The sequence below is a fragment of the Polynucleobacter necessarius genome (assembly GCF_900095215.1).
Lineage (GTDB): Bacteria > Pseudomonadota > Gammaproteobacteria > Burkholderiales > Burkholderiaceae > Polynucleobacter > Polynucleobacter necessarius_H.
In genome coordinates, this window is sequence record NZ_LT606949.1 from 958880 (window position 1) to 984452 (window position 25573).

Annotated in this window: 38 protein-coding genes, 2 tRNA genes and 2 pseudogenes; 10 read left to right on the forward strand and 32 right to left on the reverse strand. The window is 44.9% G+C overall.

Annotation, left to right across the window (positions count from 1 at the left end):
- The first annotated feature begins 54 nt into the window (after positions 1–54).
- From DXE35_RS05225 to DXE35_RS05235, 3 genes are read left to right on the forward strand one after another with little or no spacing between them, the layout of a single operon-like run.
- A complete protein-coding gene (locus DXE35_RS05225) occupies positions 55–591 on the forward strand; it encodes an energy transducer TonB (RefSeq protein WP_231970034.1) in 537 nt (178 codons plus the stop codon).
- Positions 592–596: 5 nt separating this feature from the next.
- Positions 597–1355, forward strand: coding sequence for a MotA/TolQ/ExbB proton channel family protein (locus DXE35_RS05230; RefSeq protein WP_114689793.1), 759 nt, complete (start codon positions 597–599; stop codon positions 1353–1355).
- The gene (locus DXE35_RS05235) at positions 1295–1708 is read left to right on the forward strand and encodes an ExbD/TolR family protein (protein ID WP_114689794.1); all 414 of its coding nucleotides are present in this window, start codon (positions 1295–1297) and stop codon (positions 1706–1708) included. Before DXE35_RS05230 ends, DXE35_RS05235 begins: the two co-directional genes overlap by 61 nt.
- A gap of 2 nt (positions 1709–1710) precedes the next feature.
- Here the strand turns inward: DXE35_RS05235 and DXE35_RS05240 are convergent, their stop codons facing one another.
- Both DXE35_RS05240 and DXE35_RS05245 read right to left on the reverse strand, forming a co-directional pair.
- Complete coding sequence (locus DXE35_RS05240) at positions 1711–2145, reverse strand: hypothetical protein (protein WP_231970035.1); 435 nt, start codon at positions 2143–2145, stop codon at positions 1711–1713.
- A gap of 49 nt (positions 2146–2194) precedes the next feature.
- A tRNA-Leu gene (locus DXE35_RS05245) sits at positions 2195–2283 on the reverse strand.
- Positions 2284–2419: 136 nt separating this feature from the next.
- Between DXE35_RS05245 and DXE35_RS10985 the strand changes: the two genes are divergently transcribed.
- From DXE35_RS10985 to DXE35_RS10495, 5 genes are all read left to right on the forward strand, one after another.
- Positions 2420–3079, forward strand: coding sequence for a penicillin acylase family protein (locus tag DXE35_RS10985; protein WP_197713986.1), 660 nt, complete (start codon positions 2420–2422; stop codon positions 3077–3079).
- 28 nt (positions 3080–3107) lie between these two features.
- Complete coding sequence (locus DXE35_RS10990) at positions 3108–4595, forward strand: penicillin acylase family protein (RefSeq protein WP_197713987.1); 1488 nt, start codon at positions 3108–3110, stop codon at positions 4593–4595.
- Positions 4596–4630: 35 nt separating this feature from the next.
- A complete protein-coding gene (locus tag DXE35_RS10995; RefSeq protein WP_269459867.1) occupies positions 4631–4876 on the forward strand; it encodes a penicillin acylase family protein in 246 nt (81 codons plus the stop codon).
- Between the two features lie 84 nt (positions 4877–4960).
- Positions 4961–5095: a hypothetical protein gene (locus DXE35_RS11000; protein ID WP_269459868.1), complete on the forward strand. Its 135-nt coding sequence runs from the start codon at positions 4961–4963 to the stop codon at positions 5093–5095.
- A 24-nt stretch (positions 5096–5119) separates the two neighbouring features.
- A complete protein-coding gene (locus DXE35_RS10495; RefSeq protein WP_231970036.1) occupies positions 5120–5380 on the forward strand; it encodes a surface-adhesin E family protein in 261 nt (86 codons plus the stop codon).
- Between the two features lie 466 nt (positions 5381–5846).
- Here the strand turns inward: DXE35_RS10495 and DXE35_RS11400 are convergent, their stop codons facing one another.
- The 8 genes and pseudogenes from DXE35_RS11400 to DXE35_RS05280 all read right to left on the reverse strand — a co-directional run bounded on the left by DXE35_RS11400 (position 5847) and on the right by DXE35_RS05280 (position 9350).
- Positions 5847–6044, reverse strand: a complete 198-nt coding sequence (locus DXE35_RS11400) for a thiosulfate oxidation carrier protein SoxY (RefSeq protein WP_415070022.1) — start codon at positions 6042–6044, stop codon at positions 5847–5849.
- On the reverse strand, positions 5992–6195 hold the full coding sequence (locus DXE35_RS10500) for a thiosulfate oxidation carrier protein SoxY (protein WP_231970037.1): 204 nt from the start codon (positions 6193–6195) through the stop codon (positions 5992–5994). The genes DXE35_RS11400 and DXE35_RS10500 overlap by 53 nt, the downstream gene beginning before the upstream one ends.
- Positions 6192–6404, reverse strand: coding sequence for a cytochrome c family protein (locus tag DXE35_RS09750; protein ID WP_197713988.1), 213 nt, complete (start codon positions 6402–6404; stop codon positions 6192–6194). The genes DXE35_RS10500 and DXE35_RS09750 overlap by 4 nt, the downstream gene beginning before the upstream one ends.
- A gap of 3 nt (positions 6405–6407) precedes the next feature.
- The gene (locus DXE35_RS09755) at positions 6408–6608 is read right to left on the reverse strand and encodes a cytochrome c family protein (protein WP_231970038.1); all 201 of its coding nucleotides are present in this window, start codon (positions 6606–6608) and stop codon (positions 6408–6410) included.
- Positions 6609–6663: 55 nt separating this feature from the next.
- On the reverse strand, positions 6664–8358 hold the full coding sequence (locus DXE35_RS05275) for a xanthine dehydrogenase family protein molybdopterin-binding subunit (protein WP_231970039.1): 1695 nt from the start codon (positions 8356–8358) through the stop codon (positions 6664–6666).
- Positions 8359–8382: 24 nt separating this feature from the next.
- A complete protein-coding gene (locus DXE35_RS10505) occupies positions 8383–8622 on the reverse strand; it encodes a hypothetical protein (protein ID WP_231970040.1) in 240 nt (79 codons plus the stop codon).
- A gap of 21 nt (positions 8623–8643) precedes the next feature.
- The gene (locus DXE35_RS10510; RefSeq protein WP_231970041.1) at positions 8644–8877 is read right to left on the reverse strand and encodes a hypothetical protein; all 234 of its coding nucleotides are present in this window, start codon (positions 8875–8877) and stop codon (positions 8644–8646) included.
- Positions 8878–8889: 12 nt separating this feature from the next.
- A pseudogene (locus DXE35_RS05280) lies at positions 8890–9350 on the reverse strand ((2Fe-2S)-binding protein).
- A 131-nt stretch (positions 9351–9481) separates the two neighbouring features.
- Between DXE35_RS05280 and DXE35_RS05285 the strand changes: the two are divergent.
- Together DXE35_RS05285 and DXE35_RS05290 are read left to right on the forward strand one after the other, a co-directional pair.
- Positions 9482–9829, forward strand: coding sequence for a CidA/LrgA family protein (locus tag DXE35_RS05285; RefSeq protein ID WP_114689795.1), 348 nt, complete (start codon positions 9482–9484; stop codon positions 9827–9829).
- A 155-nt stretch (positions 9830–9984) separates the two neighbouring features.
- Positions 9985–10551: an LrgB family protein gene (locus DXE35_RS05290; RefSeq protein WP_231970042.1), complete on the forward strand. Its 567-nt coding sequence runs from the start codon at positions 9985–9987 to the stop codon at positions 10549–10551.
- A gap of 3 nt (positions 10552–10554) precedes the next feature.
- Here the strand turns inward: DXE35_RS05290 and DXE35_RS05295 are convergent, their stop codons facing one another.
- The 22 genes and pseudogenes from DXE35_RS05295 to DXE35_RS05390 form a co-directional block, all read right to left on the reverse strand.
- Positions 10555–10869, reverse strand: coding sequence for a HigA family addiction module antitoxin (locus DXE35_RS05295; RefSeq protein ID WP_114690387.1), 315 nt, complete (start codon positions 10867–10869; stop codon positions 10555–10557).
- Positions 10870–10877: 8 nt separating this feature from the next.
- Positions 10878–11156, reverse strand: a complete 279-nt coding sequence (locus DXE35_RS05300; protein WP_114689796.1) for a type II toxin-antitoxin system RelE/ParE family toxin — start codon at positions 11154–11156, stop codon at positions 10878–10880.
- Between the two features lie 55 nt (positions 11157–11211).
- The gene (locus DXE35_RS05305; protein ID WP_162784966.1) at positions 11212–12303 is read right to left on the reverse strand and encodes a PilZ domain-containing protein; all 1092 of its coding nucleotides are present in this window, start codon (positions 12301–12303) and stop codon (positions 11212–11214) included.
- Positions 12300–12905, reverse strand: a complete 606-nt coding sequence (locus DXE35_RS09285; protein WP_162784967.1) for a hypothetical protein — start codon at positions 12903–12905, stop codon at positions 12300–12302. Before DXE35_RS09285 ends, DXE35_RS05305 begins: the two co-directional genes overlap by 4 nt.
- A 6-nt stretch (positions 12906–12911) precedes the next feature.
- Complete coding sequence (locus DXE35_RS05310; protein WP_114689798.1) at positions 12912–13748, reverse strand: glycosyltransferase family 2 protein; 837 nt, start codon at positions 13746–13748, stop codon at positions 12912–12914.
- Between the two features lie 360 nt (positions 13749–14108).
- Positions 14109–14825: a hypothetical protein gene (locus tag DXE35_RS05315; RefSeq protein ID WP_114689799.1), complete on the reverse strand. Its 717-nt coding sequence runs from the start codon at positions 14823–14825 to the stop codon at positions 14109–14111.
- A gap of 16 nt (positions 14826–14841) precedes the next feature.
- The gene (locus DXE35_RS11405) at positions 14842–15036 is read right to left on the reverse strand and encodes a diacylglycerol kinase (protein WP_162784969.1); all 195 of its coding nucleotides are present in this window, start codon (positions 15034–15036) and stop codon (positions 14842–14844) included.
- A 114-nt stretch (positions 15037–15150) separates the two neighbouring features.
- Positions 15151–15666 carry a GGDEF domain-containing protein gene (locus tag DXE35_RS05325; RefSeq protein WP_114689801.1) on the reverse strand — a complete coding sequence of 172 codons (516 nt, stop codon included), beginning with the start codon at positions 15664–15666 and terminating at the stop codon, positions 15151–15153.
- Positions 15667–15737: 71 nt separating this feature from the next.
- Positions 15738–16772, reverse strand: a complete 1035-nt coding sequence (locus tag DXE35_RS05330) for an HD domain-containing phosphohydrolase (RefSeq protein ID WP_197713990.1) — start codon at positions 16770–16772, stop codon at positions 15738–15740.
- Positions 16773–17027: 255 nt separating this feature from the next.
- A complete protein-coding gene (locus tag DXE35_RS05335) occupies positions 17028–17564 on the reverse strand; it encodes a hypothetical protein (protein ID WP_114689802.1) in 537 nt (178 codons plus the stop codon).
- A gap of 18 nt (positions 17565–17582) precedes the next feature.
- Entirely contained in the window at positions 17583–17807 is a 225-nt protein-coding gene (locus DXE35_RS05340) for a hypothetical protein (protein WP_114689803.1), read from the reverse strand.
- Positions 17808–17961: 154 nt separating this feature from the next.
- Entirely contained in the window at positions 17962–18282 is a 321-nt protein-coding gene (locus tag DXE35_RS10515; protein ID WP_231970043.1) for a hypothetical protein, read from the reverse strand.
- 93 nt (positions 18283–18375) lie between these two features.
- Positions 18376–19251 (reverse strand): annotated as a pseudogene (locus tag DXE35_RS10520) (glycosyltransferase family 2 protein).
- 174 nt (positions 19252–19425) lie between these two features.
- Positions 19426–19501, reverse strand: a tRNA-His gene (locus tag DXE35_RS05350).
- Between the two features lie 65 nt (positions 19502–19566).
- Positions 19567–20649 (reverse strand): tRNA dihydrouridine(20/20a) synthase DusA, encoded by a 1083-nt coding sequence (gene dusA, locus DXE35_RS05355; protein WP_114690388.1) that lies wholly within the window; start codon positions 20647–20649, stop codon positions 19567–19569.
- A gap of 83 nt (positions 20650–20732) precedes the next feature.
- Positions 20733–20996, reverse strand: a complete 264-nt coding sequence (locus DXE35_RS05360) for a hypothetical protein (protein ID WP_114689804.1) — start codon at positions 20994–20996, stop codon at positions 20733–20735.
- Between the two features lie 17 nt (positions 20997–21013).
- Positions 21014–21373, reverse strand: a complete 360-nt coding sequence (locus DXE35_RS05365; RefSeq protein ID WP_197713991.1) for a translational machinery protein — start codon at positions 21371–21373, stop codon at positions 21014–21016.
- A gap of 289 nt (positions 21374–21662) precedes the next feature.
- Positions 21663–22406 (reverse strand): pseudouridine synthase, encoded by a 744-nt coding sequence (locus tag DXE35_RS05370; RefSeq protein ID WP_197713992.1) that lies wholly within the window; start codon positions 22404–22406, stop codon positions 21663–21665.
- Between the two features lie 135 nt (positions 22407–22541).
- The gene (locus tag DXE35_RS05375) at positions 22542–23528 is read right to left on the reverse strand and encodes a tripartite tricarboxylate transporter substrate-binding protein (protein ID WP_114689805.1); all 987 of its coding nucleotides are present in this window, start codon (positions 23526–23528) and stop codon (positions 22542–22544) included.
- Positions 23529–23877: 349 nt separating this feature from the next.
- Entirely contained in the window at positions 23878–24630 is a 753-nt protein-coding gene (locus tag DXE35_RS05380; protein ID WP_269459869.1) for an arsenic resistance protein, read from the reverse strand.
- Positions 24631–24713: 83 nt separating this feature from the next.
- Positions 24714–25193 (reverse strand): arsenate reductase ArsC, encoded by a 480-nt coding sequence (locus DXE35_RS05385; RefSeq protein ID WP_114689806.1) that lies wholly within the window; start codon positions 25191–25193, stop codon positions 24714–24716.
- The gene (locus DXE35_RS05390) at positions 25190–25519 is read right to left on the reverse strand and encodes an ArsR/SmtB family transcription factor (RefSeq protein WP_114689807.1); all 330 of its coding nucleotides are present in this window, start codon (positions 25517–25519) and stop codon (positions 25190–25192) included. Before DXE35_RS05390 ends, DXE35_RS05385 begins: the two co-directional genes overlap by 4 nt.
- Positions 25520–25573 lie beyond the last annotated feature (54 nt).

Genomic DNA, 25573 nt, shown 5'->3' on the forward strand with positions numbered 1-25573 from the left:
TAGAGTTTTTGCACTTGAGCAAACGCACCCACGCACATTGATGATGCGCGCGTCATGGCAAACTTGGTCAGCCCAGAATTAGCCAGTCAAAGCCAGCAACCTCCTGCGGCTACTCCGCCAAAACCAAAAGAGGAGAAGAAAGCTATTCAGGAAAAGCCGAAAGAAAAACCTACTGATAAACCCAGCTCCACCCAGGCACAACAAGCGCCACAACAAAATCAAACTCAGAGCAAATCGGATGCGCAGACCCAAAATGCATCTGTAGCCCCCGCTACCAGTGGGGGTGCTAGCGGAACTCCAATTCAAACCGACATTGGTAAACTAGTTGTGCTTTACCAGCCAGATGCGGATGCTTACTACCCTTCATTCTCAAAACGTGCCGGTGAACAAGGCGCAGTCGTAGTGCGATTGATTATTGACGAAACGGGTAGCGTAGAAGATGTGGCGTTACTGCAATCAAGCACCTTCCCTAGGTTAGATCGCGCGGCTACTGATATTGGCAAACGCTATCGCTTCAAACCTTTTTTAGTAAATAGCTCACCCCAAAGAATTTCCACTAATCTTTTAATCAAATTTAACCTCAAGCATTAATCAATATGAACATACCATTTGGAATTGCAAATCTCTGGATTGAAGACGATGCGATTACCCGATTTGTAGCGATTGCTCTACTCACCTGCTCTATTGTGACGTGGGTGATCTTGCTAACCAGACTGTGGGATTTACGCAATCTACGAAAACTAAAACCTGAGCTTGAGCGGTTCTGGCGTGCCACATCATTTGATCAAGGCTTGCAAGCGTTTAGCAACCACGCATCCAATCCTTATTATCAAATTGCGCAATTGGCTACCAAGGCATCAACCCATCACCAAAACCAATCCACCAATCACCGCGAACTCCTGCAAACACTCAACTACTCAGAGTGGATGGCAAGAAGCGTGAAAAAAAACAGCATTGATACGGTTGCCGCTGGACTTCAAAAAGGCTTGACCTTCTTGGGATCTACAGGCGCAATTGCTCCGTTTATTGGCCTCTTTGGAACGGTGTGGGGCATCTATCACGCCTTAATCTCCATCAGCAGCTCGGGTAGCGCGCAGATCGACCAAGTTGCCGGACCAATCGGCGAAGCGCTCATCATGACCGCCCTTGGACTGGCCGTAGCGATTCCCGCCGTTCTCGCCTTTAACGCCATTAATCGCGCCAACAAATTATTTCTTGCGGACTTAAATCGTTTTGGCAATGACCTATTAGCCTACTTTGTCACTGGTGCCCGCCTTAACTCCGGGGAATCATCATGTCTTTTCACATTCAGGACGACCAAAACGACGATAACATCATGTCGGCAATCAACATAACGCCAATGGTTGACGTCATGTTGGTGCTGTTAATAATCTTTATCATCACCTTGCCTGTGATTCAGCAAGCAGTGAAAGTGGAGCTACCAAAAGCAAACAGTGTACGCAATGAAGTGAAGCCTGAATCAGTTCAATTATCAATTGATGCCAAAGGTCAAATCTTCTGGAATAGCACGCCGATTGATTTAAAAACCTTTGATGGTTATGCTGAGAAAGCTGCTCAAAAAGATCCTCAACCAGAAATTAATCTTCGCGCCGATCAATCGGTGAAGTATGAATATGTTGCGCAAGTGCTTGCAGCATCACGCCGTGCGGGCTTAACTAAGCTCGGATTTGTGACAGAGCCAAACTAAGTTTATTTGCTCTTGTATGGCATCTTAGAGGGCAAACACGACTCTTCGGAAGTATGGGTGCCATTTCCAATGGTTTCGCCAAAAATACCACCGTGTATTTTCTCTACCTTCTTAAACTTGCCGGTGACAGGGTCAAGGGTAATATTGGTTAGAACATTGCCGGCCGGATAAGAAACACCCATTACTTCTTGGGGCTCAAACTTTGCCTCAATTGAAATCAAAATATTGGGGCGTGCAAGAACGACACTCTTAACTCTTTGGGACCCAAACGCATCGGACTGATCTAAATCGCGGCCATCTAAAAATACTTTTGCCTTTTGAGAACCTGAAGCAGGTATGATTTTCATTTCATAGTCTTCGGTGTAGTTTTTTGCCGCACGTTTGCAATTGAACTCAAGTACGTCGACACCCCATGCAGCGATGAGGCGCACAGACACGAGCAAAGTATTAGTTGGAGTAATTTCATAAATGAGAACTGAGTGTCTGTGGTGCCCGAGGCCGGAATCGAACCGGCACGACTTTTTTGAGTCTGCAGATTTTAAATCTGCTGTGTCTACCGATTTCACCACTCGGGCTCGCACGAACCATAAAGCCGTGCTAAATAAATCAAGACAAGCGAAATTTTAGCATGCAAGCTCCCTATAGGCTCCTAGAGCCCTTTTTTACCTAACCGTCCAAGCCTAGGGTGGATAAAACAATTAAAATACTTTCATGAATTTACTTGGTAAATCAAGTGGGGCAAGCAAGCTTTTACAAGCTACCCTATTGCTAAGTGGCTTATGTCTGTTGGCAGCTTTGGCCGCTACCATCCTCTATTTGTATTCCGCCAAATCCAACATTTCAGGTAAGCGCACGATTAAGGGCCTCGGAGACTCCGTAGCCATCACCTTTGATGAAGTCGACATCCATCATATCAAAGCAAAAAGTCAGGCTGACGCCTACTGTGCCTTAGGCTATCTGCATGCCAGCGAACGATCCTGGCCAATGGAAATGAATCGCCGTATTGCTAGCGGACGACTCTCCGAAATTTTAGGCAATGACACCGTAAAAATTGATCGCTTTGTGCGCACACTGGGTATCAAGCGTGCAGCAGAACGTCAATTTGATCGCTATCCCGTTTCTGCCAAGCGACTGCTGAAAGCATACGCGGATGGCGTAAATGCTGGCAATGCGCAATTGGGATGGGCGCTTCCGATTGAATACTTCTTAACTGGAGCAAAACCAGGTCACTGGTCTCCAACAGATAGCCTTGCCTGGATACTGATGATGGCTTATGACCTCGGTGGGAATTGGCAAAAAGAATTGCAAAGACTCGAACTCTCTCAATATCTCAACACCAAACAAGTATGGGAAATCACTCCACCCAACTAACCCGGTGAACCAGTCAGCAATATGGATTTTGCTAAGCTGTATAGAGATCTCGGGGTCTTTCACCCAACCCAAGGCCCCGCAGAAAAAACCTCAAAATTTACCTTCTACAGAGTTAGGTCAGTGGGATCAGTTCGGCGGTAAAGACGGTATTGGCTCTAATAACTGGGCCTTAAGCGGCAAGCTAAGCGCTTCCGGTAAACCGCTAGTGACCAATGACCCTCACCTTGGATTATCTGCGCCAGCCATTTGGCACTTCGCCCATCTTGAAGCCCCTGGATTAAATGTGATCGGTGGAACGCTCCCCGGAATTCCAGCAATTGTTTTGGGCAGAACAGAGAAATTCGCCTGGAGCTTTACAAATACCGGCCCCAATGTTCAAGATGTATATATAGAACAAAGTGATGCAAAAAATCCTGGCATGTATCGAGGCCCAGATGGTCCACTTCCATTCAAAGTGCATCAAGAGATTATCGATATCAAGGGATCTCCGTCCCTTACTGTTCTAGTAAAAGAAACTCGACATGGCCCCGTTATCTCTGACTCGTATGCACGCGCTAAACGTGCTATTGATACCGATCACTATGCCCTAGCATTGCGTTGGACAGCGCTCGACATTGAACATCAATCGGTTGTTGGTTTATTCGAAATGAACCGTGCAGTCGACTTGGATCATTGCAAACAGGCGCTACGCAAAAATTATGCGCCCATGCAAAATGTGGTGATGGCCGATACAGATGGCAGTATTGCCTATCAAGCCGCGGGAATCGCCCACAAAAGACTGTTGCATCATGGTTTGTATGGTGTGGCATCAGCCCCCGGGTGGGAACGTCAATATGACTGGAACGGTTATGTTCCATGTGAACAGCTTCCTGCTAGCAACAATCCAGATAAAGGCTGGATAGCGACCGCCAATCAAAAAATCATTGCTGCTAACGACCCCAACCCCTTAACCAGCGACTGGGATTTGCCTGCGCGCTATAACCGCATTGTCGAATTCATCAAGTCTAAAAACATCCATTCATTTGATGATATGAAAACAATGCAAGGCGACACCCTATCTCTTGCGGCCACTCCACTTTTAAATCTATTTAAGTCCAGTCAATCCTCACACCCCTTAACCGCCAAAGCCATGGAAATTGGTAGAAGCGTTGATGGCGATATGAAATTAGATAGCGGAGGCGCTCTCATATTTAACGCTTGGGCTGATCAATTGACGCGTAATCTTTTATCTAGACTGGGTTATTTATTTTCAGATAACTACGGATTGCGAAACTATCGATCGCCTTTACTTTATCAAGTTCAGCATGCCAACAGCCCCTGGTGTGACGACCCCAAAACTGAGCAAGTGGAAACCTGTCAAGAGTCATCTAACATTGCCCTTGATAAAGCACTGGAATACCTCAGCAAAGAATATGGCAACGATCCTAAAACTTGGCTTTTGGGCAAAGCGCATATAGCAATCTCTGAGCATCGCCCATTTAGAAAAAGTCCACTGCTTGGTAGTTTTTTAATATAAGAACTCCTTTTCCGGGAGACAGCTTTTCAGTCAATGTGGGACGTTTAGAACGTTTACGATCCAAGAATCCATATGAAACGCTGCAGGCCCCTAGTCTGCGCAATATTTTCGACTTATCGAATCTTGAAAAATCAGTCTTCATATACCAAACAGGCCAGTCTGGGTGGGTGCAAAGCAAGCTGTATCGCAATATAAACTCCATGTGGGCAAATAGCGAATATCTTCCATTGCAAATGAAGCCTGAATCGAGCAATCGCCAACTCGAGCTAGTAAATAGGTAGCAGTCTGGCGAGCCTCAAAAATCCCACCCCCTGCTTTGGGCAGGTAAAATGACTGCATTGTTACCGGTCATTTAAGGGCTTCTCATGAAAAAAATCATTTCTCTATTTGCTTTAGGCGCCTCCTTGATCTGCTCAGGCAACGCACTCGCGGAATGGCAAGAAATTGGCAAAACAGATGCGTTTACTGTTTTTGTAGATACGGCAACCCTTCAAAAATAAGGCGATAAATCTCAAATCTTATCCATGTTGGATTTTAAAAAGCCTGGACAAAATCCAAACACCAAAGAAAAAGTGAGTTCGATTATTGGCCTAAATGAATACGACTGCGCTACTGTGAAATACCGCCCCATTGAATTTAAAGCCTTCACCGGAAATATGGGCAAAGGACAAGTAGCGGAAGAGCAAAACAAACTCCAGATAGCCCGTTCGAGACGATTGAAAATGGTTCCTGGCCAGCAGGGGTTTATAACGTTGCCTGTCGCGCTAAGTAATCTGTATTTATAAGGCTATTTACTTACATAAGCGCCGCTATTTCTGCTTGCTTTATTATCGGTTGCACAGCCCCTCTAGCCATACTGAGCAGCTCAAGTACAGCAGCAGCTAGCAGCAAACAAATTCCGCTCAGAAAAAGAAAAAGTCGCTTGTTCACGAAACAGTAATGCTAGCGTGATTGACTGCCTCATATCCATTATCACCGACCCATCTGAACTCGAGAGTTCCAGACTCTACAGCAACTGTCGTGAAGATGATTAATGGATGAGCGCCGATTCCAGAATAAAAAATCCGCTTTAAACACCTCAACGTTGTTGTAAGTGCAAGTGAGTGTGCGAATAATATCTCGAGGAATTCATTTGCCACTTTCGGTATACCGAAAGCCAGACTCCATATCATGCGGCGCAATTGCACGGATCTCGATAATGACATCTTTTTTCCGTTGTCGGCATAGTGATGGATGTGCGAGAGGTTTTACTCATACCATCTCCGTACAAGCAGAAAGGGTTACCAGAGTTTCAGCCGAGCCTTGCCAGAAGGTGCCGTTATTCATCTGCGCAATTGCCCAGACTCTTTGGCTATCAGCCAAACGGACACAAGGTGTAATATTCGCAGCGCCTGATCTAGGGGTAAGGTAAACAGCAAAAAATATTTGGGAGCGGATTTCCCTCTGCAATCACATGAATAGTCTTGACATAATCATTAGCTGTCATTGGACTCTCAACACTGACTTTAAGGACTACTAAATTTCCATTTTCCACCAACGGGGGAATGGTTAAGGTGACTTTGCCGTCTCGAATAGCGGCGATGGTGAATGGTTTTTTCATTTCAGGTTTTCGTTATTTAACGTGGCCAAGAAAGCGATGACATCCTCTATCTCTTGACCAGTCAAGATAGTTTGGCCTGCAAATTTAGATGTCACTCGGTTAAGATGAGTCGTTTGAAAATACGCTGGCATGATAGTTTGTGAATTAAAGTGCGCCGCATTCACGATCCGAGCTCGTAATTGCGGAATATTCAAGCGAGCTACGCTCATTTTTCATTCAGGCGCCAAGTTGCCCTGAAAGCATTCTTCTGGACATGGCCAGCTGTGACACAGCAAACACAAACCCGTTTGACGCCTTGTCACAATCGCCCTGCCACGCGCTGGATTACCCGACTCTGAAGAAAGGGGTTCGAAAATCGAATCCCCTGCAATCGTTTGAGCTTGCGCAACCGAGAGATTGAGGAAGGCTAGCATCAATAACGCTAGCGCAACCCTCTTTCTCATGGACGCAATTTCATCAAGCCGAGCCTTAAACCAACTTGATGCCGCTGTTTTTCAGAGGCACAGTACGTAGACGCTTACCAGTAGCACGATCGATTGCGTTCAGAACAGCGGGCGTCGCAACCGCAATCGTTGGCTCACCTACACCACCACAGTCTTTACCACCACCCTGAATGATGATTGTTTCGACCTTAGGCATCTGATAAAGGCGAATGGAGTTGAAGGTGTCGAAGTTCTTCTGAATCACAGCACCCTGCTCAATCGTGATCTCTTCCTCAAACAATGCGGATAAGCCGTAAACAAACGATCCAGATACTTGTCGAGCCACTTTAGCAGGATTCACTACATAACCCGGATCAGTCGCCGCAACAATACGATGAATCTTCACCTCATTACCGTTGGTAACCGACAATTCACAAGCTGCCGCAACATAGCTGCCGAAGGAGCGCATTTGCGCAATACCACGGTAGACGCCGGGTTTAGCCGGTTTAGTCAAACCAATACCATCCGCCACGGCATTTAATACCGCAACTGCACGCGGGAATTTCTCCATGTGCTTGCGACGGAACTCAACTGCATCCATACCAGTCACTTCAGCCAGCTCATCCATAAAGGTTTCAATAAAGATGGCATTTTGATTCACATTCACACCACGCCAAAAGCCAGGTGGTATGTGGGTGTTGCGCATAGCGTGATCGATATTTAAATTTGGGAAGCTATAGGTAATACCATGCTCACCAGTTGGCTCAACGCCTTGGAAGGCCAATGGATCCTTACCTTTGTTCGCAGCAACCACCGCTGGACGAACAGATGCCAAAATAGATTGGCCAGATAAACGCATATTGACCGCTGTCACATTCTTTGTATCATCAATCGCCGCAGACATCTTACACATCATGACTGGATGGTAGCGACCTTGAGTCATATCTTCCGCACGTGTCCAGAGCAACTTAATTGATGTGCCTGGCATTTGTTTAGCGATATTCACAGCTTGTGTGGTGTAGTCTTGGAAAGCGCCTCGACGACCGAAGCCACCACCAAGACTAACCTTGTAAACATTGCACTTTTCAGCAGGCAAGCCCCACGCGGCAATCACCGCGGCCAAGAATGCTTCACCATCTTGTGTTGGAACCCATACCTCACAAGAATCCGCGGTCCACTTAGCAGTGGCTGTTTGCGGCTCCAAGGTGGCGTGATTCAAGAATGGATAAAAATAAGTAGCTTCAAGAGTTTTGGAGGCACCAGACATTGCCGCCTTCACATCGCCATTCGCATTGTGAACAAAGGTGTCATCGGCGCTTAAACCCTCTTCCAACATCTTTTGAATAGAGGCGCTAGATACATTCACATTGGGACCGCTATCCCAAATAACGCTGACTTGATCCAAGGCTACTTTTGCCTGCCAGAAAGTTTCGGCGACAACTGCTACTGCAGAATCGCCTACTTGCACTACTTTTTTCACGCCCTTCATGCTCTGCGCTTTTGCGGCGTCGTAACTCTTTACCTTGCCGCCAAAAACAGGTGACTCTTGAATAGTTGCCACCAACATGCCTGGTATTTTCAAGTCAATGGCATAGATCTGTTTACCGGCGACTTTATCGTCAACCCCGTCAATACGATTAACAGACTTACCAATGAGACTCCACTCTTTTGGATCTTTCAATGGCACCTCTTTAGGCACTTCCAACTGAGATGCCGCTACAGAAACAGCGCCAAAAGTCATTTTCTTACCAGAAGGTGTGTGTAATCACGCTATTTTTGCAACGCACTCCGAGACGGGCACATTCCACTGATTGGCAGCAGTCTGAATCAACATCATGCGGGCAGCGTCGCCACCTTTACGCACATATTGTTCTGAAGTGCGAATACCACGGCTTCCACCAGTTGAATAACTACCCCAGGCTGCTTTGCGCTTTAAGCTCTCAGCCGGACTTGGGTACTCATAGCTCACTTTTTTCCAATCACATTGCAACTCTTCCGCAACCATCTGCGCCAAACCGGTAATAGTTCATTGCCCCATTTCGGAATGAACAATGCGCACAAGCACATCATCATTTGGCTTTACCACTACCCATACACCAATTTCTGGAGTAGACAATGGAGTCATTGCGGTAGTGCCGGAACCCATGGCGGCATGAGCGGTAGACATCAATGAGAAATCAAAACCAATTGCTAGACCAGCTGCAACTGCGCCAGAGCCAATAACAAAGTGGCGCCGGGATGTATTTGTATTTGTAGTCATTTTTATATTCCCTTAGGCCTTGCTTGCCGCATGAATTGCTTCATGAACTTGCTGGAAAGTGCCGCAACGGCAAATGTTAGTAACAGCTGCATCAATTTGCGCATCTGTAGGTTTTGGTGTGTTGCGCAATAAGGCTGTGGTTGCCATCACCATGCCAGACTGGCATTAGCCACACTGAGGGACATGGTTATCAACCCAGGCCTTTTGTATCTTGGAGAGTTGAGCATTCTTCTCTAGGCTCTCAATAGTCTCAATCTTTGTACCTTCAGCCGCAGAAACAGTGATTGAGCAGCTGCCAATGGCTTGACCTTCAAATAAAACTGTACAAAAACTGTACAGGCGCCACATTGGCCAACACCACAACCATACTTGGTACCCGTTAATCCGACGTACTCACGGATTACTCACAACAATGGGATTTCTGGATCTACATCCAGCTTGTACTTTTTACCATTCACATTTAGTTCGGCCATGCGTGCTCTCCTGTTATTTCTTATTTATTGTCTTCAGGGCGCAGAAATACCCCTTTGATTCGTGTGAATATCTTAACCAAGAAATCATTTATTGCTATGCAACATAAATTCAGGCGCTGTAAGATCGCTAAATGATTTTTTGTCTCGTACAAATCCTCCTTTTTCAGAGTCTTGGTGAACTGGTCTCTAAATTTCTGTTGCCCACCCTACCAGGACCAGTGATCGGACTCGTTCTACTGGTAATTTGGTTGGTATTGCGCAAAGGCATTCAAGCTGAACTCGCTATGGTTGCCGATGGTTTTAGCCAGTACCTAGGCTTGCTATTTGTACCTGCTGCTGTGGGGGTAGTACTTTTCTTGCCTCAACTCCAAGCCCATGCACTAGCGATTATTAGCGCGTTAATCGGTAGCGTCATTCTGACGATCGCTTCCAGCGCTTTCGTCGCGAGCCTTTTGAGCAAGAAAGAATCTCATGAGTGAGCAGCACTCTATCGTCGAGATTTGGGTCTATCTATCAGGAAGTCCACTATTTGCCTTGTTTATTACCTTGGCAGCCTATCAAATTGGCTTGAGTATCTATAAAGGCAACTCACCAAAATCCACTTGCCAATCCTGTTGCAATCGCCATTCTGATTGTGGCGAGCACGATTCAATTCATTGAGATGCCATACTCAACGTATTTTGAAGGCGCTCAATTTATTCATTTCCTATTGGGCTCGGCGACAGTCTCTTTGGCGATACCGATCTACCGCGGTCTTAGCAGCCTCAAAGGAAGATCCATTCCTTTGATAGTCTCGCTTTGCACTGGCGGCCTCGTATCCATTGTCAGCGCGGTTAGTATTGCCACTTTACTTGGGGTCGACTCCAGCATTACTTGGGCAATGTATCCCAAATCAGTCACAGCGCCAATCGCTATGGATATTGCGGAGCAGATTGGCGTGTCACCCACCCTTACTGCTATCTTTGCGGTAAGTACCGGGATATTGGGGGCGATCTTAGCGCCCTTTGTTCTCAATGCTTTAGGCATGAAAGCGTGGTGGCAAAGAGGTTTCGCAATTGGAATGGGCGCCAATGGGATTGGCACTTCACGCGCCTTTAGTATTCATCCAGAAGCGGGAACCTATGCCAGCCTCGCTATGGGTATGAACGGCGTTGTCAGCGTCGTTGCTATCCCCGTGATTTATGACCTATTTAATCAGTGATCATTAGGCTGCCAATAAATCTGGGATCTGGGCGTGCTTCACTTTAGGCTTAATAGTCTTTCTAACCTTCCACAAATCATATGCAGCTTGTTCAGCCAACCAGATACTTGCATTACCACCGTTTTCAATACCTAACCATGCCTCAATTCTCAAAGCCATCTCTGGTGAAATTGCGGCTTTAGCATTTAATACTCGAGATAAGGCAGCTCTAGTAACCCCAAGTTGCTCCGCAGCAGCAGTCACAGTAATCCCGAGGGCGGGCAGAACGTCATCACGCAATGTGAGTCCTGGGTGCGCAGGGTGATGCATTTTTCTCATTTTTATCATTAGTGGTAATCCTGATAATTTACTAATACTACATCTTCACCTTCAAATCTAAAAGTCACTCTCCAGTTGCCGCTCACGCAAATTGAATAATGGCCAACCAGTTTTCCGCCTAAAGAATGCAATCGCCAACCAGGAATATTTACGTCCTCCCAGCTGCGCGCTTCATTCAACCTTGCCAACTGACGTGAAAGGCGAGGAGCATGATTGCTTTGGATGCCTGCACGACTTCCGGTCTCAAAAAATAATTGCAATCCTTTGTGCCGGAACGATTTAATCATAACATATTGTATAGCGTTGCTATACAACTATTCAAGTCAATTTAACACCTAATTTTTACTCGGTTAATTGACTTTCATTGCATCCAGACTCAGTTGCCTTGCGGACTTCATAGGCCAGCTTAATTTTTAAAAATTCTGTTCGGTTTTCGCCCGCTAATGTTTTCTTGCCGAGACTATTCAAAAGTGGGGAGAGCTCGGAATCTAAAGTTAAGCGATTGAGCAATTCGGCATACGCTATTTGAATGGCCGCCGATGGCTTTGGCGTAGTCCGAATATAGCCAGAAATGACATCGTCAGCCTGTTGCTCTTGATTAATGCTAGAGAGATAAATAACAGAAGCCTTAATCATTTCAGGATCTTTTGGTAGCGCCTTGACACCCTCGCGCATCACCAAAACACCAGCATCTGGGTGGCCAGCATCCTTATAGACATCTGCCAACTTTAGTCTCAGCCAAGGGGTATTCGAATCCAAGACAATCGCCCGCTTCAGAACCCCAATAGCCTTATCGGCATCGCCCTTGGCGATAAATTCATCCACTTCCGCATTCATCAATTGCAGACGTAAATAATTAAACCGATTGGGATCAGCGCCTGACAACCTAGCCGCAGCATTAATCAAGGCAGAGGCCTCAGCCCTTCTGCCCGTCTGAATGCAAAGAGTGATCATGCCCTGCAAAGCCGTGTCGTTATTCGATTCGAGCTGGAGGGCGTCACCAAAATATTTCTCGGCTTGGGAATACTGCTTTTTGCCAGCATATGCCCTACCCAATTGCGCCAACCCCTCAGCCCCTTCGCCATCTACTTTGATCGCGGCATTTGCCTTATCCAATCCTAGAGAGTAATTTCCAGCATTATTTGCATCGGCAGCTTCTCGTATCAACTGCCAGTAGCGACTAGTGACAATCAAGCTATTAGCAGCTTGCTCAGGTATGCATTGCGCTCCACAGAAAAACATATCTCCACGTTTTTGAACCCTAGCCAAATGCCCCTGAAATAGGTACTCTTTGCCATAGCTATCTTTTACCTGCAACTCTACCTTATCCCCAACGATGGGCAGAAACTCGAGCGGCGCCTTGAAGCCAATAGCACTAGCGGAAATGTCTACCACTTCAGCATGCACTAATTTTTGATTAGGGACAAATGTCACGTCGACCTTGCCGGTGCATAAAATTCTATGAAAGAGCGAATTTGCTTTCTTTCCAAGAAAGCTCCGATAGACATAATGCCTAGCCAAACGTTCAAGCAACACCATACGCAGGTGGCGAGAATGTTTTGATGCCACATGGGCTCGGTGACCCATCTACCGGCAGCAATAAAAATAGAAATGATATTGATCCCTATAAAAATAAACAACGGAAAAGCATCTTCACTTAAATGCTCTTTTTCATTGGTTTTGCCTTTAGGCGTTACTACAAATTTTTGTTTCCACGAATTGATCAACACAGGGAGTATTTCGCGTATCAGGCGAAATCCCCTGACAGTCTCGTAAATCTCCGAAAAGAATAGCTGACGAGAGCCCGCAAAGAAATAGGGCATCACGACTAATATGCTTAACGCATAAGGTATTTTGAGGTAGACCATCTCTATCCAGCTAGCTGTGTAGACATTTAATCCCAATATTAAAAATGCAGATGGGGCTAAAAAGAAAACGTAGCGAGCAAATCCAAACAACCATGAGTAACAGGATGTGAAATAAGCAATTCGCTGGGGAAACTTTAAGCCCTTCATAAATAAAGGGTTGTAGTGCATCAGAATCTACAGCATCCCCTTACCCCAGCGTGAGTGCTGGGTCAGGTAGTCAGTATGCGACTCTGACGAGAGCCCACAAATCATAGGGCGATTGATATAGCAGCTGTTATATCCAAGACTATGAAGCTGTAGAGAAGTTTCAGCATCCTCGGTAATCGTCTTTACGGCAATGCCACCTATCTCCATTAAATAGGTTCTGCGCAAAATCGCGGCAGAGCCACAGAAAAAACTGGCATTCCAAAAGTTCATCGCTGGCTGAATCTTGCGATAGAACATCTCACTTTCGTCTGGCTTGTTATACATTCCAGTTAAATTGGAATTCACCGGTGTTTGATTGATAAAGAAATGCGGGGTTTGCACCACAAATAGCTTGGGATCAATCAAAAATTGGCCCACTGTATTCGTCAGAATATCTTTGGTGGGGATTTGATCACAGTCCAGAATAAGAACCAATTCACCGCTCGTATGCTGTAAGGCATTGTTGATATTGCCTGCTGTTGCCTTTTGATTCGTTTCGCGAGTGAGGTAGTGAATGCCTAATTCTTTTGCGAGTCGGCGTAGTTGATAGTGTCTTACCCAAGCCCCCACTCCATGTTGATGGCTATGGCGCTTTGTATGTGTACCCCCATCATCCGGTATGTAAATATTGCGCTTATCTTTTGGGTAATTGATCTGAGTGGCGGCCGTCGCCGTCATGCGGACAATATTGTCAGGCTCATCATAGGTAGATATGAATATATCTACCGTTGGATAACTCTTAGTATCCGCAGGTAGCGGCACATATTTTGTTGATAGCGGTGAAAAGTTCACAAACATATCAAACAAAAAATAATGAGAATCCATAGAGCTCCGCCAAAAATAGCAGTGACATACCTATAAAGTCAAAAATGCCTGAGTACTGCAAAGTATCGGTAATTCGCCAAGCAACATATCGACAACTAACGAATAGAGCAAGAATGATGAATACTGAGCGCCACGGCTATTTACTAAAGCGCTTAGTGTTAGACATCAGAAAAATAATGGCAAATGAGCCCCAGCCGAGATACATCTGGCCCATAATAGAAAGAATGTCTTCAGAATACGCGACCGCAGCGATCAATAAGATCGCGATCAGGAATAAAGCCGCAAAAATTTTTACTGAGCGGTGATGCATAAATAGTTCAATTCAATATCAAATAACCATAAAGTAAACCGCAAGCAGATCTAAACAGCTGTCAGGTTTTTTGAGAAGACTATCTTGAGAAAAACTGAGTAAAAAAACTGTAATACTGGGCGATACCCAGCCATCAAGGCAAAGATGGCGGATAAGGCGATTAATATCAATATTATCAGCTTTATTCCGAACGATCTGGCGGGCTGGGCATGGGGATCAATGGCCCCTACCCCCTCAAGCCTCCGCTGATTAACCTCGACTTCGCTGGGGCTCCAGGACGCCTCATAAACATTCAACCCCTGGTAACGACCGCCGTCTGACAATTGTTTGGTAAAGCGGCTAAATGTCTTCGCTTTTCCTGCAACCTGCTCATGAAATGACTCTGAAAGATTGATCTCTCCCGGACTTGCGGTATCAGATAAAAACTTTGCCCAAGCCGATCCATCGGAATAGATACCCAAGTCAATCGAAAGCAAATTAATTTCCCCGAAAATCTGAGTTTCATTTAACAGATCTATTCTGTGTTGTAGTTGTACGGCGCAATTTAAGGCCAGGAGAGTGTCGTTAAAGAGGTATTGACTTTGCGATTCATCGCCAGCGAGCTTGCTGCCACTGTGGCGCACAATTTCCTCGTTGATTAGAGCAGTTACCGCCAAAACATAAGCTAGATCTAGGCTTGCATCAGACTTATCGACCAAATGCAGATTGCAAGCGCGAATACTGAAAATTGCTTGAGACTCAGGCGGGATTGATTGCTGTAAAGCCAAGCTATGATGCTTTCAGTTATGCGAATGGAGATAAAAATCTGACAAACAATAAGATGATTGTCAATACAATAATAAATACCGCAGCCGCCACAAGATCTTTAATGATTTTGATTTCGGGATGCAGATCTAATGTTAAGTGATCGCATATTTTTTCAATGGCGGTACTCAAAGCCTCTACAGCCAAAAGCGCAAATGATAGAACCGTTAACAAAACAGGGTGATAGCAACAAGCAAAAGAACCAACTCTCTTTGAGCTGATCGCGCTTTCAAGAGGGCGCGCAAGCCATTCATCGCATTTTTAGTGGCTAGAAAAATATTCTTATTTTTATACATTACCACTCCATACTTCTACCCTGTTTCTACCGGCCATTCTAGCCTTATACATTGCCTGATCCGCCGTTTTATAAAAAGCTTTAAAAATGGTCACGGGATTATTCTCGCCAAAATATCGAGGATCATAGGTTGACATCCCAATACTAATGGTTATAAAAATCTCTGAACCATGATCTGAAAGGGTGGGGTTGCTTGCAACCCACCGACGTAATCGCTCTGTCACCTCATAACAATCCTCTTGGGAACTTTCTGGCAAAACAACTAAAAACTCTTCACCACCCACCCTACCCAGAATATCAATAATGCGCAATTGTTCTCGACAATGTTTTACAAGATTCGCCAGAACAGAATCGCCACAAGGATATCCGTACTGATCATTTACATTTTTAAAATGGTCGATATCCAGCATTAAAAATGAGATTGGATGACCACTACGCAAACCTCTCTCAATCTCTATTCTTGCCCTGGAAAAAGTTTCCGAACGACTCAGGGCCCCAGTTATCCGAATCTACTTTAGAAAACTGATCTAATGCGCGATTAAGGCAATCACATATACAACGATTGCCAGAATCATGCTATTTATGCAATGTCAATAGTGGACTGAAGAGCATTGTCGCCATCCATAAGCGCAAATGCAGCATCAACAACTTTAGCATCCAATGAGATGCCAGCCTCCGCGTGAACCTGACTCATGGCAGCTACAAGACCTTTTGCAGGAGGATAAGGGCGGTGCGTGGCCATTGCTTCAATGGTATCGGCCACAGCTAAGATTCTCGCTGCAAGAGAAATCTCATCACCCTTTAAGCCAAACGGGTAACCACTCCCATCTAAGCGTTCATGATGTTGACGAACGATGTCAGCAATTGGCCAAGGAAATGGCACATCTTTAAGTATTTGGTAACCCGACTCAACATGCCCTTGTACTAGCTTGATTTCAAGATCCGTCAGGCGTGTTGGCTTGGTTAAAATGTCTGACGGTACAGCCACCTTTCCGATGTCATGAACCATTGCAGCCATATATAGCGCCTGAACCGTCTCATCACTCATCCCCATTTTTTTAGCGATAGCCGTTGCAATAGAAGCAACTTTTTTTTGATGGCCCGCGGTATAGGGATCACGCCATTCCATTGTTTTTGCCATAGCTTCGATAGTTGCACGTAATGCGTCGTCCAAGCGCTCTTGGGTTAATTGCTTTTCATGTATCTGATCATCCAATTTATGTTGACGCTCTATAGGTCTTAGGCCAAACCCAATTTCTTGCGCCAGGCTTTCGAAGAGTTGAACCTCAGAATCACCAAATGCATTTGGAACTTTGGAATCAACCAATAGACAACCATAGGAATGACCGCCATCAACACTTGGAATGGGGCAACCCACAGCAGAACGAATTCCATATTCGCGAGCCCTTACCATCCAAGGCAAAAATCCCTCGTCAACCTCCGAATCTTTAATGACATTCGGCTTGGCCGTACGTATGCAAGTGCCACCAGGCACCAGGCCGGTAACATTTTGCTCAGACCAACTGACAGAAATATTTTTAATATACGCAAGCGCCGACCCAGTCCCACCAATAACAGCAACCGTCTTATTTGAATCGTCTTCAGCTTTTCCCACTCAGGCTAATACATAAGGCCCCTGCGCGGCAATGGCACTACAAACTTCCGCCACCAATAAATCGACAGAATCCGCGCGAGCTAAAGCGGCAGCGGCTTAAGATAATGAAGATAAAGCCCAGCCTCGCTTTTCGAGCTCTCTTTTGTAGCCTCGTACATGGTGCTATCAAGCTCTTTACGATTAATATTCATGCTTCCATTATGGCGCTAAAAAAATGGCTACTTTACAAGTAAGCCGTAAGAGGCAATCTGACCTTTAAAAAAGGAATATCAACTCTTCCATGATGTAGCGATAGAAATAATTAGGACACAAGAATCCGGCTGACTTACCATACCCTGCCCGCGTCTTAAAGTAGTAATCATTCGAAGCAACGGGACTGGTAGCAGCTAACTCATATAGCTGAGTCGTCGTGCTAGGATCTTGATTTACCGTTTGTCGACCAACCCCTGCAGTACCAATCAATATCCACCCAGCAATACGTTTTCTAGCGCCAAAAGCAATCATCGTTTCGTTATAGTCGTTTGGATTAAAGTAGTTATTCACCACATTCGTATTAGTGTCGCGATACTGGCGATATCGCAATTGCGCAGTCAAGCCATATTCAGGAAGCAAGTCATAAATTAATTTTGCTTTTAGAGTGGGACGTGTATTAGTGTCCGAAAAATACATATTTCCAGCCATCACAATCGCAGAGAGACGTTCAACAATTTGCTGCTCAATACTGACGCCGCCAAAAGTGTAATAAATGCCATTAGCTAAAGAATTTTGCGTCTCAACACGATCTCGAGTCACAAATACTTCGGCCTTGGTTTAGTCTGTCACCCGAAATCCATAATTACTATCGGTAGTCAATAAGTTATATCCATTTTGGGTGTGATAGCCAATATTGAGGTTGTATCCCAAGCCAGTTCTGGGGTTAATGGCTTTAGTGAACAAGGCGTAGACCTCGGCCGATGAATCCCAATTACCCTGCGTGAAGTAATTGTGCTGATAAGTAAACCCCGTATTTTTGTCTCCGTGCTCATAAAATGGCATGTAGCCAGCGCTGTATTTATAGGTAGAAAAACCCTCGCTATCAGAGGCAATATAAGCGTTTGGAATGGAGATAGCTTATTTAGAAGGAGTATCTTCTTGCGCCCAAGCAGATGTATGAGACATGAAAACAAAACATGCTGCTAATAGGGTCGATTTAGCTTGAGCACTCATTTTGCACCCCAGCTCTTTTTTTAAGCTCAGTAGTTGTGAAATATAGCCCAATACGCAAGCTGGCTGCAAAATCAACCCATAGGCGAATACGTAAAATAAAAAAACCAGATATATTCGCCCTCAGCATCAAATTCTCCTCCGAAAACATTTCTCGACCTTTTAAGCACATTTGCCAGTTAAATAAGAAAGCCATTGGCAATAAAGCCAATGTCATTGGGCCAACAATCCAAAAGTTTCCAAAGCAGGCCCGAATAATTCCGGGAATAAAACCAAAGCTGTAAGCGATATCCATCAAGAAGAACATGGTGTTCCACCAAACATACAGCGTGGTTCATCTTGGTTTAAATAAAATCATTGGATTTTCTTTAAAGGTTTCCATTAAGCCTCTAGACCAACACTACCTTTGTCTTGCAAATTTTCTCAAAGTATTGGGACAGTCAGTAAACGCTCTTGCATCTTCCGCATGCCCCACGCGATACCCAGCTAACAAAATCTTCCAAGCAAGAACAATGTCCTCGCACACCATCTTAGGCCAGCCACCCATCTCATTTAATACTTTGCGGTCATATAGGGAGAATGCACCTTGCGCCACTAGCGTGCCTTGGAATAAGGGCTTAATCCGCTTAATGCTGGCAATCCCCAGGAAATAGTCCCACTCTTGCGCCTTGGTAATCCAATTTTCTCGAGAGTTCCGAATCAAAATCGTTCCAGCCACTGCCTTTGTGTCAGAGGGGTCAGAGAGATAGCGTCCCACTAGTTTGCGTACTCCATCTTTAAAAATATAACTATCGGCATCTACAGAAATCACAATATCTGTATTGCACTGAGTTAAGCCGTGATTAAGAGCCGCAGGCTTCCATTGATTGTGAATCAAATAATCTCATTGCAAATTCGGATACTCTTTAGCAGTGTCACGGACTAAATCTACCGTATTGTCATAAGAGCCATCGCTAATCACAATAATTCGGATTGGGGCTGGATAGTCTTGCCTGAATAAACTAGTCAAGGTTGAAGTAATAGCAGTCTCCTCGTTATAGGCAACCATCAAAATGGTTACCGGAGGATATTTGTGCTCTTCAATCACCTTGGGACGCTTATCAAAGAACAGGGCGACACAGACGAAAGCATTCATACCGCCCGGAATGATCGCGATAAAAGTAATTAAGAAGTAGGCAAGAGGCGCCCCTATCTCACGACTTAAATCCGCATACAAAGGCTGTGAAGCAMAAATAGARAAACCCGCCAATGCCAACGAAAAAGCAAGGGCGCTCATATATTTAACTTTTACCGGTACGTATAAAATAGTTCCAAATTTAATGATTACTTGTATAAGTATGCGCTGATTTAAGGCTCAAATAAAGAACCCAGAGTGATCTTAAATAATTTAATGGGCAATAAAAAAGCCCCCGCAACACTGATTTGGAGCTTTTCAAACTTCAGAATTTGATGGGGCGAACGACGGGGCTCGAACCCGCGACAACCAGAATCACAATCTGGGACTCTACCAACTGAGCTACGTCCGCCACAGTAGATTCAAGATTATAGCTTTTGAGGCAAAACCCTGTCAAAAATGCCTCAGATGCGGGGTTTAAGCACCCTCAAGCTCAAAAGCAGCCCAATCCCCAAGGCATAAGCTCGCATCAATGAAAAAGTCGGTGATTGCCGCTTTGCTCTGAACTTTAGCTAAGGCATGGTGGTCCGACAGACGCTGCCGCCAATAACGCGACCCCGCCCTACCGTGAGCTAAACCTAAAATGTGCCTTGTGAAGGCGCCAATATAAAAAGGTTTGCCCTTGGCTTGGCATTCATCAAACCAAGCGTGCACTTGCTTCACCAATGCGATTTGAATGCGATGCCACTCGGTTTCACTGAAGAGGTATCCAGCAGCATCACCATCCGTATTAATCATGTCATCCCAACCCAATAGCAAAGCCGGGAAATGATAAGCCGCCCTGCCCACCATAAAACCATCAAAGTCATTCCAATGACCCGCGATTTGCTCATTGGTTTCTAGTCCGCCATTGAGTAGCACTGTTAAATCAGGAAATTGTTTTTGCGCATCTAAACGAAGTTGCGCAGCCACCTCATAGTGCAATGGTGGTTTGCTGCGATTTTCTTTTTGAGATAAACCTTTAAGTACTGCATTACGCGCATGAATCGTTACCTGACTTGCGCCAGCATCCACCACGGCAAGAATGAAGTTAAGGGCAAATTGATAGTCCTCTTTTGAACTTAATGCATCCATTGAGTCTAGACCCAAACGATGCTTTACTGAGATCGGAATATTCACAGCACTTTTCATCGAGCGCACGCACTCAGCGACTAAGTTAGGCTCAGCCATCAAACAAGCGCCAAAGGCGCCGCGTTGAACGCGCTCTGATGGACAGCCACAATTGAGATCAATCTCATCATAGCCCCACTGTTGCGCTAGTTCGGCAGATTTTGCTAAATCAGAAGGCTCAGAACCACCTAGCTGAAGTACAACCAGATGCTGGTCTTGCGAATAATCCAAATGGCGCGGGACATCACCGTGCAATAGAGCGCCAGTAGTCACCATCTCAGTGTAGAGAACAGCTTCTTTGGTGAGCGTGCGATGAAAAGAGCGGCAATGGCGATCGGTCCACTCCATCATGGGGGCAACAGCTAGACGTTTCTTTTGTCTATTAGTCATGAACTTCAATAAATATCGATTGACCATCATTTTAAATGCATCAGGGCAACCGAAGTTGCCCTTAGCTTTATTTCACAAAGACGTCAGTCTATTGATTTCAACTGAGATAACTTGGCCTCTAGCTCAACTGCAAGGTCTAAAGCGCCGATATAACCAGACTTGAGATGGTTGGTGAGATCTGGATCACCCACCATGGTGCCTAATGTTTCTACTAGACTAAAAATTAGTCCTTTTGCGGCTCCAGCGGCAATCGTATTGCTGGCTACAGCTTGATCGATGTGATTTACCGCATCCAAGAAATAATCGTGCCCTGGAAGACCATCTGGTCCTAACGCCTCTTTAGTCATTTGTTGTGCCCTCTGATTTAGAGCATTTGATCTACTTTATAGAAAAACTTACGCGCATAAACAAGAATTTCTTTATCAGTAGGATGCTCAACAGTCTCTACGCCAACAATCTTTTCAGCAATCTTCGCGTCATGATGATGCGCGTCGTTAATCAGCTCTAATTTTACAGAGCCCGGGCCAAGAATTAAAATTTCTTTGGATTCATTTACAGTATTAATAACTGAATGCAAATATTTGGAATCTAGGGCCGCCTTACCACTTCCAACTTCCCCGCCCTTGTGGTGCAAGTGAGAGTGAGTGGTTTTACTGCGAATCACTTCAGCCTCGCTAGCCTCTTCGCTCAAAAACATGACATGAGCGTCTTTATGATCGACCAAAATAGCTGCGTGATTTAATTACATATTCTTCCTATGATTAATATTGACTATTTTTTAAGAATACTCTTCACCAAGCAAGAAATCATTGAATCATTTGATTTAAGTCAAATTACTCCATTTGATTAAAGATTACTAATTTAGCCTCAGCATTAATTGACTAGTAAATAATCTTGCTTTTTTGTTGATGGGGTCAGCAAATGAGACCTCTTTGGCCAGCAATTGCAGTGGCTTTGAAAAATCTAAGTCATATTCTTGGTATGGCGTGAGAACGGGATAAATCTGATCATTTTTAATGGGAATACCCAAAGCATTCAAATGACACCGCAGTTGATGTTTTTTTACAGCTACCAAGCGTCAATCGATATTTTGCCCACTCAACCTTAACCTCTAGAAGCTCAATCAGGGTATCTGAATTGGGCTTGCCCGGAACTTCGCTCATTTGCAAGAAATGTTCTGACTCTTCTATGCGGCTTTGACGTGTCATTGGTAGCCGTTCGGCTAGATCTTGAGAATATGGCGCTATCGCCTCATAGACTTTTCTAACCGCCCTATCGCTGAACAAATTTTGGTATTGCGCTCGTTCGCCTGGATTGATTGAAAAGATCGCTAGGCCCGCGGTATCTCGATCAATCCGATGAATGGGGCTGAGATCTTGCATGCCCGTTATCTTCTTAAGACGATTAAGTAAGGTTTGATGCAAGTACAAACCACTCGGAGTAACAGGCAGAAAATGGGGTTTATCTGCCACCAGAATATGCCCATCGTGATACAAAATAGTTTCTTGAAACGGAATTTCAGGCGCTCTCGCCAATCTCCTGAAATACAGCAGATGGGTATTAGGCTGGCAAGCGTCTCTTGCCGTCAAACATTGACCATCTAGATTTAAGATTAAGCCATCACTAAAGCGTTGCTCCCATTCATCTGTCTCGATATGAGGAAATTGAGCAACAAAAAATGCCAGTAAATTCGGATAGGTTTGATCACCAGGCAAAAATACCCGCGATGCCGAGACCCCTTCTGAATTAACCTTCATCAAACTCCACTAGTAGATGCCTTAAGAATTCAGTTTAAATTACGCCTACATAGAAACTGATATTGACAAGTTTTCCATTCATCAGAAAAGAAAAAAAACCGCCCGTAGGCGGCTTTTCTTAAACATAGTAAATATTTAGTCAGCGTAAATGCCGGCAGCCTTAATAATCGGGGTCCACAACTCAATCTGCGCCTTCAGGTGCTTCTTCAGCCCTTCTGGAGATGCATTTGCTTGCGATGGAATCTCGACACCTAACTCAGCCATATGCTGTTTGTAGAGCGGATTCTGAATAGCGCCCTGCAATGCCTTAGCCAACTTATCCATCTCCGCTTTAGGCGTACCTTTTGGCGCATAAACACCGTGCCAAACTTTCACTTCAAAGTTCTTCAAGCCCTGCTCATTCAAGGTGGGAATCTTGTCAAAAGCCTTAATGCGCTGCATGGTTGTTGAGCCATAAGGTTTGACTACGTTTGTCGCCAACTGACCCGAGAGATTAGTAGTCTGATCACACATCAATTGCACCTGACCGCCAATCAAATCGGTCAATGCAGGCGCGGTACCTTTATAGGGAACGGTCGTCAAATCCAATTGAATACGGCTCATAAAGAGCAAACCACATAAGTGGCTAGCGGAACCAACACCCGCATTGGCATAAGCAATCTTGCCGACATTAGCCTTTATATATGGCAGAAGTTCTTGGAAATTTTTAGGTGGCAAATCTTTATTGCCAACCAGAATCATCGGCACGTCAGCGACCTGACCAACATACTCATAATCATTCATTGGATCAAAGCCCAAATTCTTATACAAAGCCGGGGCTGTTGACATACCAATATGATGAATTAGCAAGGTATAGCCATCATTCTTGGAGTTGATGACTCGCTTAGCGGCAATCGTGCCGCCAGCACCAGGACTGTTGTCCACAATGACCTGGCCTTTAAGCTGCTTACCCATAGCAAGGGCAAGTTCACGCGCTACTTTATCGGTTGGGCCACCAGCAGAAAAAGGTACTACCAAAGTGATTGGGCGATCGCCCGGAAAATCAGCTGCCTTAGCAGCGGAAATATTAACGCCTATTGCGCAAATGGAAATTGCTGCAATGCGGAAAATTGATTTGGACATTTTCACAGTAATCCTAGCCTTTCATGGTCAAACAAACAAAACGCTAGTTTAGAGAATTTGTTACTTTTGCGGGAAAAAGTCTTGAGAATTCTCAAGACTTTGGCTTTTATACCAGGAAATATCGCTCCGTTATCCATAAAGCCACTGTAACCAGTCCGATCATGATGGGAACCGCCACTAAGGGCCCTATCGCCGCAGCAAATGCGGCCCCAGAATGAATTCCAAAAACCGCTATGGCCACCGCTATGGCTAACTCAAAGTTATTGCTTGAGGCCGTAAAAGACAAAGTGCAACAGCGCTTTTAATCCATGCCCATTTTGCTAGTAATGACAAAGGTAATTAAAAAAAATCACCCAAAATAAACGAGCAGTGGCACTGCGATTGTGAAAACATCTTCCGGCAGCTGGAGAATCAATTTATCTTTCAAGCTAAACATCACGACGATAGTGCAGAGCAACGCGATTAAGGTAATTTTTCCAATCCTAGGCACAAATTGCGCGTAGTACCAATCTTTACTGACAAACTTGAGCATACAAAACCGGGTGAGCATGCCAGCCACGCAAGGGATGCCACAGTAAATCAGGACCGTTGTCGCGATCAGGACCGTTGTCGCGATTTCAGAAATCGTAATGTTGATATTGGATCCGGCCAAACCAAAATACGGCGGTAATACTGTCAAAAAGAGATAGGCGTAGACACTAAAGCACAAGACCTGAACAATAGCATTGAATGTAACCAAACCAGCGGCATATTCAGCAGACCCTTTGGCAATATCGTTCAAAACAATCACCATCGCAATACAAGGAGCAATACCGATCAATACCAGACCCGCCATGTATTCAGGCTGATCGGACACAAAGGTAATTGCCAAAATGAACATAAAGGCTGGAGCAATAATCCAATTCATCAAAAAAGCAATGGCAAAAATCTTCTTATCCCTAAAGACATCAGGCAAATCCTCATAACGCACCTTGGCAACAGGGGGATACATCATCAAAATTAAACCAATCGCAATCGGATAATTAGCGCTCCCCACCTGAAATGAGTTAATGAGGCCTTCCACCACCGGAATGAAAGAACCCAGACCAATACCAAAAGCCATGACAGCGAAAATCCAAATCGTTATTAAATAACGATCTAAGAATGATAATTTTTGAGTGACTAAATTCATGATGATGTAGGTATTTAGGTCTGCGTATGTATTTGTTCCAGTGAGATGGAGGCCAGCTTTTCCAAGGGCATATTTGCAAGGATATCGAGTCGCTTTTTGAGGCCAATCATGACCTCGTTGAACGCCCTTCTCTTTTCATCATCTGAACCCTGAACTTGGGAGGGATCCGGAAAGCCCCAATGCGCTGTCGCTGGACTGCCTGGCCAAAAAGGACAAGTCTCGCCAGCAGCGTTATCACAGACCGTCACAATAAAATCCATCTTTGGCGCAGAAGGCACACTAAACTCATCCCAGCTTTTGCTTCTGAGTTTTGATTCAGGGTAACCCAAGTCTTTTGCAATCTCTTCGGCAAAAGGATTTACCCGCGTGCCGGGAGTAGATCCAGCGGAGCACCCCACGAATCGACCACTAGGATGGGTTGAGGCTAGCGCCTCGCCCAATACTGATCTAGCCGAATTGTGGGTACACAGAAAAAGAATGTTGTACTGCTTCATAGTGATTTAGACCGCTTGGTGACTTTCACCGTGGTGCAATCCTTTCCACCACAGCAGTTTTCTAATAAAAATCCACTCAGACTTTGTACCAAATTAGCATTGGGTCGATAAATTAAATTTCGACTCTGCCTCTCAACCAATAAGAGATTGGCGTTCACCAACTCTTTTAGATGGAAACTCAAGGTTGCATTAGGGATACCTAATTTTTCAATAATTTGACCAGGCGTAAGGCCAACATCACCCTTCTGCACAATCAAGCGAAAGACATTGAGCCTGGACTCTTGCCCTAGCGCTAAAAAAGCCTGTACCGCATCTGTATTTTTCATATTTCCAATTATATAGAAATATATGACATTAATATGACAGGCCCCATGTGGCCT